This is a genomic window from Sphingobacteriales bacterium, from assembly GCA_016700115.1.
Classification (GTDB): domain Bacteria; phylum Bacteroidota; class Bacteroidia; order Chitinophagales; family UBA2359; genus UBA2359.
Window position 1 is genome coordinate 673,277 of sequence record CP064999.1, and the last position, 14,406, is coordinate 687,682.

12 protein-coding genes are annotated in these 14,406 nt (G+C 41.5%); 8 read left to right on the forward strand and 4 right to left on the reverse strand.

Annotated features, from left to right (window positions below):
- Positions 1-26 precede the first annotated feature (26 nt).
- The 3 genes from IPM47_02420 to IPM47_02430 all read right to left on the reverse strand — a co-directional run bounded on the left by IPM47_02420 (position 27) and on the right by IPM47_02430 (position 4,433).
- Positions 27-1,895: a peptidase M61 gene (locus IPM47_02420; GenBank protein QQS29832.1), complete on the reverse strand. Its 1,869-nt coding sequence runs from the start codon at positions 1,893-1,895 to the stop codon at positions 27-29.
- 540 nt (positions 1,896-2,435) lie between these two features.
- Positions 2,436-2,936, reverse strand: a complete 501-nt coding sequence (locus IPM47_02425) for a MarR family transcriptional regulator (GenBank protein ID QQS29833.1) — start codon at positions 2,934-2,936, stop codon at positions 2,436-2,438.
- A gap of 96 nt (positions 2,937-3,032) precedes the next feature.
- Positions 3,033-4,433: a DUF4403 family protein gene (locus tag IPM47_02430; GenBank protein QQS29834.1), complete on the reverse strand. Its 1,401-nt coding sequence runs from the start codon at positions 4,431-4,433 to the stop codon at positions 3,033-3,035.
- Positions 4,434-4,792: 359 nt separating this feature from the next.
- Here IPM47_02430 and IPM47_02435 point away from each other — a divergent pair, with 359 nt between their 5' ends.
- Complete coding sequence (locus IPM47_02435; GenBank protein QQS29835.1) at positions 4,793-5,596, forward strand: segregation/condensation protein A; 804 nt, start codon at positions 4,793-4,795, stop codon at positions 5,594-5,596.
- Between the two features lie 67 nt (positions 5,597-5,663).
- Here the strand turns inward: IPM47_02435 and IPM47_02440 are convergent, their stop codons facing one another.
- Positions 5,664-6,746 carry an isoaspartyl peptidase/L-asparaginase gene (locus tag IPM47_02440; protein QQS29836.1) on the reverse strand — a complete coding sequence of 361 codons (1,083 nt, stop codon included), beginning with the start codon at positions 6,744-6,746 and terminating at the stop codon, positions 5,664-5,666.
- Between the two features lie 536 nt (positions 6,747-7,282).
- On the opposite strand from IPM47_02440, the gene IPM47_02445 reads away from it, so the two are divergent.
- The 7 genes from IPM47_02445 to IPM47_02475 all read left to right on the forward strand — a co-directional run bounded on the left by IPM47_02445 (position 7,283) and on the right by IPM47_02475 (position 14,275).
- The gene (locus IPM47_02445; protein QQS29837.1) at positions 7,283-7,477 is read left to right on the forward strand and encodes a hypothetical protein; all 195 of its coding nucleotides are present in this window, start codon (positions 7,283-7,285) and stop codon (positions 7,475-7,477) included.
- A gap of 227 nt (positions 7,478-7,704) precedes the next feature.
- Complete coding sequence (locus tag IPM47_02450; protein ID QQS29838.1) at positions 7,705-9,870, forward strand: T9SS type A sorting domain-containing protein; 2,166 nt, start codon at positions 7,705-7,707, stop codon at positions 9,868-9,870.
- A gap of 34 nt (positions 9,871-9,904) precedes the next feature.
- Positions 9,905-10,072, forward strand: coding sequence for a hypothetical protein (locus IPM47_02455; GenBank protein ID QQS29839.1), 168 nt, complete (start codon positions 9,905-9,907; stop codon positions 10,070-10,072).
- Positions 10,073-10,186: 114 nt separating this feature from the next.
- Positions 10,187-11,314, forward strand: coding sequence for an ImmA/IrrE family metallo-endopeptidase (locus IPM47_02460; GenBank protein QQS29840.1), 1,128 nt, complete (start codon positions 10,187-10,189; stop codon positions 11,312-11,314).
- A gap of 6 nt (positions 11,315-11,320) precedes the next feature.
- The gene (locus IPM47_02465) at positions 11,321-11,821 is read left to right on the forward strand and encodes a DUF4411 family protein (protein ID QQS29841.1); all 501 of its coding nucleotides are present in this window, start codon (positions 11,321-11,323) and stop codon (positions 11,819-11,821) included.
- Between the two features lie 473 nt (positions 11,822-12,294).
- Positions 12,295-13,182: an adenine-specific DNA-methyltransferase gene (gene yhdJ, locus IPM47_02470; protein QQS29842.1), complete on the forward strand. Its 888-nt coding sequence runs from the start codon at positions 12,295-12,297 to the stop codon at positions 13,180-13,182.
- Positions 13,154-14,275 carry a restriction endonuclease gene (locus tag IPM47_02475; protein QQS29843.1) on the forward strand — a complete coding sequence of 374 codons (1,122 nt, stop codon included), beginning with the start codon at positions 13,154-13,156 and terminating at the stop codon, positions 14,273-14,275. Before yhdJ ends, IPM47_02475 begins: the two co-directional genes overlap by 29 nt.
- Positions 14,276-14,406 lie beyond the last annotated feature (131 nt).

Here is a 14,406-nt window from a genome sequence, read left to right on the forward strand (position 1 = left end):
TGAAGAAAAGATTGAGAACCGTTTGCTTAGTCATTGGTTTGTGGGGCTTGTAACCACATTTTTCGGATGGCAGTCTGTGTTTCGGTTGGGTTGGGGGTATTCCTGATTTGATGGTAGCGTTTTTTGTCCATCCGGGTAGCAGGCGCACTCAATTCCACCTCTTCTCCGTTTCTGATTACCACAACCCGCATTGTATCTCCGTCTTTGAGGTCGGCGGTTGCCTCTTTAAAGAAGGTCTCCATATCGGTCAGGTCAATATCTTTACCGTTTACATTGACCAGTTCGTCGTTTACCTGATACCCCATTTGATTGCTAAAGGCGTTTGTAAGGTCAAGTTCTCGGATATATAATCGAAATGTTTCGGGGTTAAAACCAACGGTAGCATTGCCCATAATGGAAAAATCTGAGAAGGTTTCTTCGTCAACATAGTCTATTCCAACCAAGCTGAATATTTCGGCATAGGGAAGAGGCTCATTTCCCAACACATAGCGTTCAAAAAAGCGTCCAATTTCTGGGTTGGTCATTGCTGTAATTTCGGCAAACAAATCTTCGTCTTTAAAAGGGCGGTCTTTTCCATATTTACTGCTCAGGTCGGCAATTAACCGGCGAAGGGTATATTTCCCTCCGGAGGTGGCCAGTAGTTTGATATCTAAGCACATACTAATCAGCGCTCCTTTTTCATACACATTCTGATATTGGTTTTTGTATTTGTCCAGACTGCCTTTGCTGAGCTCGGTAAAGGGAAGGGTGTCATTGAAATGCCGGGTAGCATTGACAATTTTATTGCGCAGTTTGTCGAAATAAGTTGCCTCATCGAGTAGTCCGTATTGAACCTGAACATGGCTTGCCGCATATTCGGTGCTCCCTTCATATAACCAAAGATGCTGAGACATTTTAGGTTGGGTAAAATTGAAATAGTGAATTTCTTCGGAGTGCAGATTCAGAGGAGTAACGATATGGAAAAACTCATGTGCCGCTACATCAATAACAAATGGAAGCAAGGCTTCCTGCGGGTATTCGGGCAGGTAGTACAATGAAGAATAGGAATGTTCCAATGCGCCTTGCATAGGCTGGGATTCCGCTATCGGAACAAAATAGAACAGAAATGCGTATTTGTTGACCGGAAGTTTATCGCCTTGTAAATAATCTTTTATAGCTGCCAACATGAGGCTGATATTGTTGGCCAGATATTCGGAAGTAACCATTTTGTTGGGTGCGTACACCGAAATCAACACCTGCGTGCCGGCTATGTCAACAGAGGTCGTATCGGGAAGGTTATACATAATGGGAGAATCCACCAAAAGCCCATAGTTATCGGTAACAAACACATCTTTGGTGTTAGTATTGGATTGCGGGATTAGTCCGGTTGCTCCATAAAAACCTGCAGGTTTGGTAATTTCAACCCGGAAAGGTTGGTTTTCCATGTTTTCAAAGAATCCAAAGAATCCGTGCGTATTGAGGATAAAGTTTTTCCCTTCCTGAATATTGGTGCCCGACATCGGATAGATGGGGGTATTTCCAAGGTCAGCATCAAAAGTGTCGTCCACTTTATAGGTGATGGTTGCTAACTTATTGGCTTTGCTGATTTCCCATCCGTTGGTATCCACTTTTTTTACTTTCAGGGCTTTTCCTCTTTTGTCGAAGGCTTTTAATTCAGAAACAAATCTGCCAAAATCGGAAATGGAGTAGGTTCCGGGTATGATTTTCGGAAATCTGAAAGTAGCCTTATCGTTTTTAATCTCAGGCACTTTCAGCGTTACGCTCAGTTGGTCGTTCGACACTTTATTGAGGTCCATTGAATATTGGTAAACGTTATTAACCTGTGCCCAGGCAAATAAGCTGGAAAAGGTCAACAAAATACCGGTGGTTACGGCAAGGAAGAGATTTTTTTGCATAATAAATTATTTTGTTGGCAATTTTACCCAACCTACAACCAAAGGTTTGGTTTTAATCGGGGAAAAAGGGTGGTATAATGAATGAGAAAATAAACAGTTAAACAAGTTGACAGTTGAAAGAAACAGCTATTGAATTTTTATTGTTTTAATCGGGGCAGTTTTTCATGTGTACTTTTTAAGAAAAATTGAAGCTCAATACAAATGATGGGTTTGGGTTTGAGTGGCCGGAGATAGGTAGGTTATTGTTTGGTGGCCGGAATATTGAGGTTACTTTACCTGAATAGCAGACAGGCCAAAAAATAAACCCAAACAAGACAGACCGATGTTTGAACAGGAGCGGTATTCTCATATTGATAGTCGTCTAAAACAGTGGGGTAAAGACATTAGTCTGTCGCAGGAAAGTACAATTACTTACCAATAGAAAAACCGGATATAGTCTTGCCATTGTTATTGGCCCGGTTTTATTGCAATGTTATGCTTTTTTCACCATTATTTCGAAATTACCCTAAATCAGGTTAATGGTTGAGGTTGTGCTGCGAGCTACGGGTTTTCGCTTTTCTTTTCCTGCACAAGTTGTTGGCAAACTTCATCAACTGCAAGGGGTATGAAATCCATGATTTCTAAAAAAGCGGCTATTTTTTCGGGCGAAAAACGGTTTAGAATTTGGCTGTTAACGCGGTAAACACCTTTAAGCGCTAATTTTCTCATTTCTATCCCATAGTCGGTGAGGCAGATGAATACCTTGCGGTTGTCGTTGCCTGATTTGCGCCGAACAACTAACCCTTTTTCTTGCATGGTTTTGAGCAACCGGGAAAGGCTGTTGGGTTCCATGCCCATGCGCGGGGCTATATGAGTTACCGGAGTACCTTTTTCTTCGTTGATAGTGAGCAGGATAAACCCGGTGGCCATTGTGCTGTTGTATTCGGCAGCCATTTCGTTATACATCCGAGCAATTTCGTGCCAAATCGAACGAACTTTATAGACCAGAAATGCTTCGGCAACTCTGGCAAATTCGTCATTGTAAAGTTTTTTCTCGTCCATTTGGCAAAGGTAAGCCCCTTTTTTATAATAATAAAAAAACAAACGGATAAGGTTTTGGATGCAACAAAGGTTAACCGGAAAAGATATCGTCAGATGCTAATAATAGTCTTCCAGCAACACTTGTGCTGAGGATTGTCCCTTGATGGTAAGCGTGGCTCTGAGGGCATCGGAACAAAAAGAAAGTTTTTCAATAGCAATTTCTGAAATGGCAGATTCAAATCTGACATTTTCAATTTGCTGGCTGCTTAAAAATTGGTGCAAGAACAGGTTCAATTCGGTTAATTGTTCGTTGATCAGTTCTTGAATGGTATCGCAGAGTTTGTCGGCTAACTTTTGGCCGGCAATCCGGTTTACCAATCGCAGAATATAACTCGAAGTGTCGAGTTCAAATTCAAAATTCCGGAGCACCAAAGTTTTGTTTTTTAAATCAAACCACGGAGTGAAACTGATAAACGCCTTGCCTCTCATAGAGCCTTTAAATGCTGCTTCGGCGAGAACTTTATTTTTATCCGGCACAGCATACAATACTACCCTTCCAAACCTGAGATGAAAGCGATTATTGAAAAACCGGAAGGTATATTGGCTAAGATGTTTGTCAATGACCTCCGCAATTTTTTGGTACTTGAGATGATTGACCACTCTGACGATAGACTCGGGTTGGCCGCTTTCCATCATTTTAAGCGGAAGGGCGTTGGGCAAGGGGGCTTTTTGAAGAGTGCCGGACGGAGATGGAGTATCCGTTGTTGTTTCAACTTTTCCATTAACACACAAAAGTAGTTCGAGCTGTTTGGCTTTGCCTGCAATCTGTATGACAGAGAAATAGGCTTTTTGAGGATGGCATCGCAGCCATAAGTCAGGCTCGTCCCAGATTTTGAAGGATTGTTGAAGGGTTTCCCAAACTGAAAGAGCTATTTCTCTGAAGTTTAACTGCTCGGCGATGACCTCATCAATTTTACCAATCCACAAACCGACAAACCGCTCTAATTCTTTTTCAATGGCGGTCAACGCCCCTACTGGAACTCCTAAAATTCTCAGTTCCGGACTAAGCAACCAATTAAACTGCTCCACTTCTGTCCGGGTAAATAGTTGCCAATCTGCTTTGAGGTGCATTTGAATTCTGGCCTTGACCTGTACCTGCATCACCGCTTCCAGAGGCATGAGGGTCAGCAATAAACCTTTATCCTTGACGGCAACTTTGACTTGCAGGGGCAAGTAAAGGTAGAGTTCATTTTCTTCGGCAGCAATCTGAAGAACAGACATTTTAGTTACTTCAACCGACACCGTATAAGGAAGAAGGCTTTGAGCAATTCCCAATTGCATGGTAGAAGTCTGATAAATAACATACCCGTTTGGCAGATAATGGTTAATCAGCCCTTCGATTTCGGATAGGGCTAACCTGGCCTTTGTGAAGGTTTGAGACAAATCCCCCTCGCCCGATTCCTGCATTTTTGCAATTTCGGTTATTTCAGATATATGAATGTTCGGTTTTCTCGACATGATTGCACAAAGTTCTTACTTTTTTTGCAACTACTTGCTATCCCCTGCTTTGGGTTATTTGAGGTTGAATTTTAATAACAAAAAACACTTGTAGAATAGCTCATAGTTTCTCAAGTTTTGCTGTTATCTCTTCATTCAGCCTTGCTTTTGTCTAAACAAATGTTACATTTTAAACTTGGACAATAAAACAGGCGGTGCAGTTGATTATCTTTAACTCTCAACTTCCGGCAGGTTTGAGTTGCCTTCTATCTGCTGTCATTTGCAGAAACTAACCCGCAATATTGTATCTTTACGGCATGATTGCGTGTTAAACATCAGAGTGACCAGAATTATAGTTATCCCGCTGAATCTTTCCGACCATGCAAACCCAAACATATCATATAAAATTAGAGCAGTTTGAAGGCCCTTTCGACTTGTTGCTTTTTTTTATTGAAAGGGACGAGTTGGATATTCACGATGTGCCGATTGCCCGGCTTGCCGATGAATTTCTGGACTATATACACCTGATGGAGCGGCTGAACATAGACCTTGCGAGCGAGTTTATGCTCGTTGCTGCTACCCTGATGCACATAAAAGCCCGCCTGTTGCTGCCGCGAAAAGAACTGAATGAAGCCGGTGAAGAAATAGACCCGAGACAGGAATTGGTACAACGGTTGTTAGAATACAAACAATATAAGGAGGTTTCCGTACAAATGGAGGCTTTGGAAGAGGCGCGTTCCATGCGGTTTGAACGGGGAAATCTGGAAGAAGAAAACGAATATATTGCCCAAAAATTCAGCACAGAAAACGAAATTGAGGCCATTTCGCTCTATAAACTGCTGCAGGTTTTTTCACAAGTAATGGACAAATATGAAAACCGGAATCAAAAAGTTCGTTTTTCAGTAGTTAAACACCCCTATACCATCGGACAGCAAAAAGATTATTTCCGGATTTTAATGGTTGGTAAAAGCCGCGTTTCTTTTGAAGAGGTTTTCAGCGATTGCGAAAACCGCATAGGCGCTATTTTCAGATTTTTAGCGCTGTTGGAACTGATTCAGGAAACCTGGCTTCAAATTCAAACCGGTCTGGATGTCAATGTTTTCTGGATTAGCCGGAATGAGGAGACAGAAGCCGGCAGTAGTTCCGGCTTTGAAGACGATAATGCGGATATGGCGATTGCCTGAACCGGGCAAACCACGCTTTTACCAATCCTGTCTGTCCGAAATTATATCAGATTAGATTTATTTCCCGCTATTCATCCTTAAAAATAAACACATGAGGTTTGTGGATTTTGCCGGTCATCAAGCCTCTGTACATACCCTCGGTATTGAATTGCATGGCAATATTGCCTTGTTTGTCTATGGCAATTACCCCTCCTAAACCTCCTTGCGGCAGTAATTTTTCAAAAATAACCTGCCGGGCAGCCGCTTCTACCGACAAACCCCGGTATTCCATCAGTGCCGATATATCATAAGCAGCTACATTCCGGATAAAATATTCACCGTGTCCGGTTGCTGAAACGGCACAGGTTTTATTGGAGGCAAAAGTGCCTGCGCCAATAACCGGAGAATCTCCGATTCTACCGAAACGTTTATTGGTCATGCCGCCTGTTGAGGTGCCTGCAGCTAAATTGCCGTTTTTGTCCAAAGCCACAGCCCCCACGGTGCCTAATTTTTTAATGCCCGATTCGCTGAGTTCAGTTTTAAATCCGGTTCCGTCAGAAGGGGGCGATTTGGTTTCCTGTTCTTTTATGTTTTGAAGTGCTTTTTGGCGAAGGGGTGTGATGAAATAATCCGGATCAACAATTTCCAACCCCTGAGTTTTGGCAAAATCATCGGCACCGGCTCCAATCATCATTACATGCGGTGAGTTGTCCATCACCATCCTTGCGGCAAGAATGGGGTTTTTTACCGTTTTGACTCCTCCTACTGCACCGGCCTTACCGGTGTTGCCGTCCATGATTGAGGCATCTAACTCCGCATACCCCTGATTGGTCAATACAGCCCCTTTGCCTGCATTGAAAAGAGGAGAGTCTTCCATCATTACGATGGCGGCTTGAACGGCATCAACGCTCGATCCGCCTTTTTCCAAAACAGAATAACCGGCAAGCAGCGCTTCGGAAAGTGCCTGACGGTATCGTTGTTCCAAACTGTCGGACATGTCTTTTTTAAGAATGATTCCGGCACCGCCATGTATGGCAATAGCAATAGGAGCGGTATTTTTAGGCATAGTTTGAACGGTTAGTTCAGTCTTGATATCGGGTTGTTTAAAAAAGACAAATAACCACATAAAAACGGAAACCGCCAAAAGGAGGGGAACTTGATTCAGTTTCATGGCTGAAATTTTGGATAGGGAAGTACCGGGAATGTTTGACGTAAAAATACGGTATTTGCAAACTAAAAAACAAATTGTTGCAGATGTAAGCCGGTTAGGTTCTGTTTAAATTGGCGACCCAATCGAAGCTTTTTAGGGATAAAGTCGTAAAAACTGTATCCATCTCCACTACACTCATTTTCATGCTTCCAATAACCCCAAATCTGCCCCCAAAAAACCTTGTTGCACCCCTGCAAAGCTTTATTGCACCCCTGCAATAGGTTAATTCACCGCTGCAATAATGCAATGTGCCCCTGCATTGCTTTATTGTACCCCTGCGATGGCTTAATGTGCCTCGGCAATGGGTCAATGCGCCTCTGCAATACTTTAAATCACCTCCGCAAAAACTTGTTGCACCTCTGCAATGCTTTTAATCGCCTCCTCATAGACTCATTGCACCCCTGCATTACTTTAATGTACCCCTGCAATGAGTTATTGCAGGGGTACATTGAGTTATTGTCAACCGTATTTTTTGCAACAAATTTTGTTTATTCTAAATGGTTAAAAAGGATGTGCCCCCTGATTTTAGAGGTGTGTCCGTTGTTTTTTGTTCTATGGTTGCCCAATTTTCGAGGCGTGGTGGTCTGTTTTCAAGAGAGGATATGTGTTTTTTGTTACTCGCCTCTAAATCGGGGACTGAGTTGGGTTCTTTAGAAGTTAATGGTAAAAAAGGATATTTCACCGGATTATAGTAGCTTGTTATTAACCCTATCCGGTTGAATAAAAATTTCGGATTTTATAGCTATATAATTAGTAACCCACTTAATCTATGCTGTATTAAAGGAGCAGAACTCACAATTCATGGAATATATTTTTTGCCGCAAACCCAAAAATAGCTTTTTTAAAATTGACTTCTTAAATTTGTATATCAGACCTTGATGATGTTACTACAATTGTTGAAATCACAAAATTGAATACGATGGATAACACATTAATAGCGAAAGCAAAATCATTCTTCACCTTGTTTCTTTTCTTTGTCTGTTTAAATGGTTTATCCCAAAACAACGTCCGGGCATGGTATGCAGACGGGCAGGTTTTTGTGGTGTGGGAAATCAGTCTGCCGATTGAGGAAACGTATGCCATTTACGCCAGCCCGAATTCGTTTACCAATACCGCCGATGCCACGTTGGTGGGCCGGCCTTTTGCCCTGGAATACCTTGGCTTTGGCTTGAAAGACAACCTGCAGGACACGACCGCCACCTTCCGCATACCCGATGGGCAGGGCGGTCTTTACCAATTGGCACTTCTCGAAGGGCTGTTTGTTTTCACCCCGCATCAGACCGGCTCCCTTTATTTTGCAGTTACCAAGTGGGGGGACAACGCCGTTACACCGGGGCAAAACATTACCGAAGCTGCCGTGCCGTTTACTTACGACCCCTTTAACGACCCTGTGGAATGTCATTTACAGCGCACATTCCCCTCTCCTTTCACAACCGGATATGCCTGTTTTGCTTATATACTGTGGGCAGATGGCAGGCAGAACCACTGGGAGGGTCGTCCCGATTTTCCTATTATGGCCAATGCTGCCAAAAACGGAATGCCGGGGTTGTTTCTGGTGAGTGCTCCCGTCAACCTCGACACTACGAACACCTTCCCACTTTCCGTCTGGCTGCATGGCGGCGGCGGGATTGCTCGGCAGTCGCTGGCAGGTTCGAGAAAGGAGGTCAACATCAACCCGCAAGACGGCATTTTGGTGGCGCATGACGACAAGATATACGGCCGAAGGGGCGACACACCGCCCCACCCCGACCAGCCCTCGTGGCATTTCGGCTGGGGTAAAAGCTATGACCCTTTCACGCCAAACCTGACGCTTTCGGCAGATACCATCATCAACTACACACAGCGGCGCTACGTTTGGGTGGATGAATGGCTGTCAAGCCGTTTTAATGTGAACACACACCTCATCAACATACATGGCCACAGTATGGGCTCGGCCGGTGCACTGGCTTTGGTGAAATGCTTCCCGGAGCATTACGGCTCAGCAACCATTTTCAACACGGGCTGCGCCGGCCCTGAGGATGATTCTAACACGAATTACATTTTCGGAACCAATGCGGACAATTTTCCTACTAACCTGACCAACAGGAATAACGAAGCTGTCCGCTTTTACGACCTCTGGGACTTGCACACCAACTGCTCTCCCTTGCGCGACATCCCGATCATCAGGCATTGGCACGGTAAAAATGACAACAACGGCACGATGCGATGGAGCCCCACAGTGGTCGAAAATTACATCACCTGCGACTCTCTCGGTACAGGAGCCCAAAACCACTGGAGCGAGCGCCCACACGGAATTGACCTGGCACCGGATTTTAATGACCACTGGATTATGGGAATCCCCGCCACCCAGCAAACTATGCTCGACAATGTGGATTTTGCAGAGTCCCGGTTTCACAACGATGAGTCTTTCCCTGCTTTTTTCAACCACCGCCTTGATGCTAAAAACAACGACCCCGGTACAGGTCTCATCGGAATCAACAATGGAGACGGAGACAACTGGGGTACCTGGGGCGGCTACCACCGATGGGAAAATGTGCTGGAATCGCTCAGCTCCTGGCAAGTAACGGCATGGCTTGAGAGCAACTCTATTTTCTCCAACGACCACTCGCCGGAAGACTTTCTGACCGCCGACTTAGCCATTCGAAAGCCTCAGATGTTCAAACCCCTAACCGGACAAACAGTTTTTTGGACAGTAACAGACCTCGACACAGGCAACACCCTGCAGAGCGGCACAGCAACCGTGCAGAACGACGGTCTGGTGGTCATTCCGCAGGTGGCGGTTTTCAAAGAAAATACCCGGAAAGTAGTCATTACGATAAGCACGAATGCCACCTTGACGGAAGAACTTGCATCAGAAAATTTACAAATCCGCATTTACCCAAACCCTGCAAGCAGGTCCGTTTTTACGGAACCCGATTGGCAGTCCGTTACCATCATTGACATGAATGGCAGAGAAATCAGCAGTTGGAAAGTGAATACTCCCGGCCAAATTTTGGATGTTTCAAATTTGTCAAGTGGACTTTATTATATGTTCATAATCATGAAGGATGGTAATCAAAAAACAGGTAAATTTGTCAAGCAGTAAGTGTAATTTTTAAGATTTAAAGCTTAATTGACAAATGGAATATGCTGCGGTTTTGCGGGTAAGTGAAGTGGCTGTCCCCGATTTTCGAATTTTTCAGGAGCTTTTAGGGCATAATAGCTCTACTACCACCAAACGATATACCCATGTAAGCAATCGAATTATCCAAAGGATGCTAAGCCGCTTTGATAGTTTGGTAAAGTAAAAAATTGAAAAATGCGCAGGTTTTTGCGTGTAAGTAGATGTTGGCGGGCACAATTTTTGACAATTTTAGCCCTGATTTAGTGAACAAAAGAGGGAATAATTACCTTTAAGCAACATGAGGACAGAACTTGACATAAGTGCAAACATGCTTACATGGGCGATTGCCCGTGCTGGTTATGACTTGCACGAGTTTATAGGAAAAGTTCCCAATGTTCAATTGTGGATTAAGGGTGAAAAAAAACCGACAGTAAAACAACTTGAGGATTTTTCTAAAAAAGTTTATCTTCCTTTTGGGTATTTGTTTTTACCAAATCCCCCAGAGGAGAAACTACCTATACCCTTTTTTAGAACAAACGACCCACAGGCAACCAATGTAAGTGTTAATGTATATGATACTATCTTGCTTTTGCTGCAAAGACAAGATTGGTTAAAGGAATATCTAAAAGATAATGACTTTAAACCCATTCCCTTTGTTGGAAAATTCAAAGGAACAGAAAACATTGCAACGATTGTTTACGATATTAGACAAACACTTGGGTTAAGAGAAAATTGGGCAAGCCAGTTTGACACATGGGAAGAATCCCTAAATGTCTTAACACATAAAATTCAAGAAGCTGGTATAATAGCAATGTTTAATGGGATTGTTGAGAATAATACGCACCGCCCTATTGAAGTTGATGAATGTAGAGGATTTGTTTTAGTTGATGAATATGCCCCATTCATGTTCATTAACAATAGCGACAGCAAAGCCGCTCAAATGTTTACAATTGTTCATGAATTAGCTCACATTTGGACTGGCAATAGTGCAGGATTTGACTTTAAGAAGTTAAAACCTGCTGACAATCCAATAGAAGTGCTTTGTGATAAAGTTGCTGCAGAATTTTTAGTTCCCCAAGCTACATTCCACGATGTTTGGCAGAAATATCCAAAAATAAAGACTTGTTCTAGATACTTTAAAGTAAGTGAAATTGTAATTGCAAGAAGAGCATTGGATACTGGGAAAATTACTCTTCATGAGTTTTACAGTTTTTACGATGAATATATTAATCGTGAAATAAAGAAAAAGGACAATCAAATAGGCGGAGGAGATTTCTATGCTACTACAAAAAAGAGATTGAGCTTGACTTTTGCAGCTCATGTAAACAATGCTGTTAAATCAGGCAAACTATTGTATCGAGATGCTTATCGTTTAACAAGTTTGAAGGGTGATACTTATCAAAAATTTTTCACTCAACATTTCTAAATCAGCATGTCGATATTCATAGTTGATAGCAATTTTTTCATAGAAGCACATCGAGCAACATACCCACTTGATGTAGCTCAAAGTTTTTGGAATAAGGTGAAGCAATTGGCTGAAGATGAAAAAATTGTAAGTATTGACAAGGTAAAAATAGAATTGTTTGACCACGAAGACGCTCTAAAACACTGGTGCGTTAGCAATTTACCACAAGACTTTTTCAAAGATACCACAACTGTAATACAACAATATAGTCAAGTAGCCACTTGGGCTGCATCTATGAGCTCACACTACTTACCAAGTGCACTATCAGAATTCTTAGATGCGAACGAAGCAGATGCTTATTTAGTAGCTTATGCTTTAGCAAACTCTGCAACTCGCATTGTAACAACTCAAGAAATAAGTCAACCAAACAAAAGAAACAAGATAAAAATACCTGAGGCGTGTAATGCGTTTGGTGTTCAATATTGTAACACAATAGAGATGTTTAGGCGACTTGGTGAAACTTTCTAATTGGAAATTTATTTACAAAATGTAATCTAAGGCAGCCGCTAACACGGGTAACTGTTGCACATCTACTCAAAAACCACTAAATACCCGATTTTAAAAAAAAGTTGTCCTCAAATTAAAGGCTTTTGCTGATTGGTGGGCTAATTGGTCTTGATAAAGCAACTTGGATAGAAATAATTGTTGTAGGATGTTTGCAGTATTTCCTAAAAACATCAATAAACCGAACAGGGTTATCTGCACCGATGCTGCTCTCCAGACAGATTATTTATATCTGCCTTCGGGGTGTTCCTTGTAAGTATGCCGCAGTTTAAAATATTAGTGTATTTTTGTGGAGTGAGTTTTTCACAAGCTGACGTTATGTGCCATTCTAAAAGACGGTGCAACAACGAAATAACTGAGAACAAAAACAGACAATATTACAAACTGACAATCTGTTTTTTGACTAAATTTGAAATAACTTTTAATTGAATTTGAAAATGGAAATATTAGGTAACGAACAACATAAAATTATTCATGGAGACGCTTTGGAAGCATTGAAAACGCTACCCGACAACTCTGTGGACTTAATTTTTGCCGACCCACCCTACAACATTGGCAAAAACTTCAACGGACACATTGAAAAATGGAAAACGGAAGAAGCATACCTTGAATGGTGCTACGAGTGGCTAGACTTATGTATTCACAAACTTAAACCAAATGGTAGTTTTTATGTAATGACAGCGACACAGTTTATGCCGTTTTTTGACATTTATCTTCGCAAAAAGTTAGACATACTTTCCCGACTTGTTTGGTATTACGACAGTTCAGGCGTTCAAGCAAAAAAATACTACGGTTCAATGTATGAGCCGATTTTGTTTTGTGTAAAAGACAAAAACAACTATACTTTTAACACAAACGACATTTTAGTAGAAGCAAAAACAGGAGCAAAACGCAAACTTATTGACTATCGTAAAGCCGTTCCGACAGTTTACAGTTCAGAGAAAGTCCCTGGCAATGTTTGGGAGTTTGCAAGGGTTCGTTATCGTATGGACGAATACGAAAATCATCCGACACAGAAACCAATCGCTTTACTTGAAAGAATTATCAAAGCAAGTTCAAACGAAGGTGATTTAGTTATGGACCCATTTTCGGGAACGTTTACTACTTGCTTTGTTGCAAAAGAACTTGGCAGAAATTCCATTGGCATAGAACTTCAAGTAGAATATGTAAAAATTGGCTTGCGGAGATTGCAGTTAGCCAAAGAGTTTAAAGGCGAAAAATTAGAAAAGGAAATCCGCACATTTGAAACAGAAAAGTTGGCTACCGCCAACACCTTAAAATTATTTGAAGAGCCAAATGGAAAATATATTCACAGCAAACATTAAATCGGTTTTAGAAAAACACTTTGGCAAAAATGTTGATGATATTTTCGATAAGAGCCAACTAATTCAATACATAAACGAGAAAACCCGTTCTGCAAATAAGGGTTCAAAATCTCGTTCAAGTTTCGCAAACCTTTACGCTATCTATGTTATCATAGAGGACTATATTGCCAATGGTTACGACCAAAAAGGGGATTACTCAAAGTATGAAGGTGCATTGTTCAACAAACTTTTTGCAAGACAAAGGGAATTGCCTTTTGGTAGCAAACTTCAAAATCACGCTTTGAACAACAGAATGAACTCGGAATTTCAAAAATATTTTCCAAGCTCAGAGTTTATCCCAATACTTCGTAACCACGAAACAAATCGTTATTGGATAAATGAAAACCTTTTGAAAATAAAAGTTGGCAAAGCCAACTTCAATATCGCAAAGGCTATCATTGAAATAATTGATGAATACGCAAGGACGAAACAAGATGCTTTTCAACGTTTTGTAAAGTCCTGTGAAGAATTGCAAGAGATTGGCAAAACAACACCAAAGAAAATTGAGGAATTTGTAATTGGTTTGCTTGCACCAAATGTTGATGCAAGGCTTTTTGAAATTGTTAGTTATTCAATTCTCAAATATTTCTATCACGACCAGCATATATTTTGGGGCTATGAACTTGAAAAACTAAACAAAGAGAATTTAAAACTTTACAAAACAGGAAGAACAAACGCCAATGACGGAGGTATTGACTTCGTAATGAAACCTCTTGGACGATTTTTTCAAGTAACAGAAACTTTGGACTTCAAAAAATACTTTCTCGACATTGACAAAATTCAGAAATATCCAATCACTTTTGTAATCAAATCAACCGAACCGACTGAAGACCTTTTAAAGAAAATCCGGGACAACGCAGGCAAAACTTATTCAATCAAAGCCATAGTCGCCAAATTTATGGACTGCATTGAAGACGTGATAAATATTCCGACCCTTAACGACGGATTTAACGATGCTGTGAAACAAGGCTATCTAAACAAAATCCTTGACGAAGTAGTAATTCAAAGCAAAGTTGAGTTTAACTATGAGGAAACGGACGATGACGAAGAATAGAAGAACGGCACATAACAGCGGTATCTGCTGCACAACTACTCAAAAACCACTAAATACCCGATTTAAAAAAACCTTGCCTTCAAATAAAAGGCTTTTGCTGGTTTGTGTTCCATCCGGTTTTGATAAAGCAA

What these genes read in the sequence shown, in the direction of transcription:
- yhdJ (QQS29842.1), top strand. Translation starts at nt 12,295, where the DNA reads ATGGAAATATTAGGTAACGAACAACATAAAATTATTCATGGAGACGCT.
- IPM47_02465 (QQS29841.1), top strand. Translation starts at nt 11,321, where the DNA reads ATGTCGATATTCATAGTTGATAGCAATTTTTTCATAGAAGCACATCGA.
- IPM47_02430 (QQS29834.1), bottom strand. Translation starts at nt 4,433, where the DNA reads ATGTCGAGAAAACCGAACATTCATATATCTGAAATAACCGAAATTGCA.
- IPM47_02445 (QQS29837.1), top strand. Translation starts at nt 7,283, where the DNA reads ATGGTTAAAAAGGATGTGCCCCCTGATTTTAGAGGTGTGTCCGTTGTT.
- IPM47_02435 (QQS29835.1), top strand. Translation starts at nt 4,793, where the DNA reads ATGCAAACCCAAACATATCATATAAAATTAGAGCAGTTTGAAGGCCCT.
- IPM47_02420 (QQS29832.1), bottom strand. Translation starts at nt 1,895, where the DNA reads ATGCAAAAAAATCTCTTCCTTGCCGTAACCACCGGTATTTTGTTGACC.
- IPM47_02425 (QQS29833.1), bottom strand. Translation starts at nt 2,936, where the DNA reads ATGGACGAGAAAAAACTTTACAATGACGAATTTGCCAGAGTTGCCGAA.
- IPM47_02440 (QQS29836.1), bottom strand. Translation starts at nt 6,746, where the DNA reads ATGAAACTGAATCAAGTTCCCCTCCTTTTGGCGGTTTCCGTTTTTATG.
- IPM47_02475 (QQS29843.1), top strand. Translation starts at nt 13,154, where the DNA reads ATGGAAAATATATTCACAGCAAACATTAAATCGGTTTTAGAAAAACAC.
- IPM47_02450 (QQS29838.1), top strand. Translation starts at nt 7,705, where the DNA reads ATGGATAACACATTAATAGCGAAAGCAAAATCATTCTTCACCTTGTTT.
- IPM47_02455 (QQS29839.1), top strand. Translation starts at nt 9,905, where the DNA reads ATGGAATATGCTGCGGTTTTGCGGGTAAGTGAAGTGGCTGTCCCCGAT.
- IPM47_02460 (QQS29840.1), top strand. Translation starts at nt 10,187, where the DNA reads ATGAGGACAGAACTTGACATAAGTGCAAACATGCTTACATGGGCGATT.